Genomic DNA, 567 nt, shown 5'->3' with positions numbered 1-567 from the left:
ACAACCAGAAAAACATTTAGTGCTGAATTCAAACTTGAAGCAGCCCAATTAGTCCTCGATAAAAACCATAGCATCATCGAAGCTGCAAAGGCGATGAACGTAGGTAAGTCCACTATGGATAAATGGGTGAGACAGTTAAAACTAGAACGCCAGGGTGGCACACCAAAAGCATCTCCGATTACCCCTGAACAAATTGAAATCCGTGAGCTGAAGAAGCAAATAGCTCGTCTTGAGGAGCACAATCTTATCCTAAAAAAGGCTACCGCTCTCTTGATGTCAGACTCGATGAACAATTTACGCTAATCAGCGCACTCAAGCAGAGCCACTCTATTCTCACAATTTGTAATGCATTCAAAGTGCATCGAAGTAGCTATAAGTATTGGCTAAAAAGAAAAGAACATATTGATGCAGACTTTACTATTTTATGCAGTGAAGTGAAGGCTGCACATCGTATTAGTCATGGCTCTGCCGGTGCGCGAACGATAGCGCAATTAGTGACTAACAAAGGGATTGGTCTCAGTCGTTATCGAGCCCGTAATCTAATGAAAAAGCTTGGGTTATTAAGCT

1 pseudogene is annotated in these 567 nt (G+C 42.0%); it reads left to right on the top strand.

From position 1 onward, the window contains the following. Positions 1-567 (top strand): annotated as a pseudogene (locus tag FW758_RS24740) (IS3-like element ISSba5 family transposase); the annotation flags it as partial.

It is taken from the genome of Shewanella sp. 1180_01 (assembly GCF_052850535.1).
Note: the sequence above shows the minus strand (reverse complement) of the source record. Positions and strands in the feature narration are given on the sequence as shown.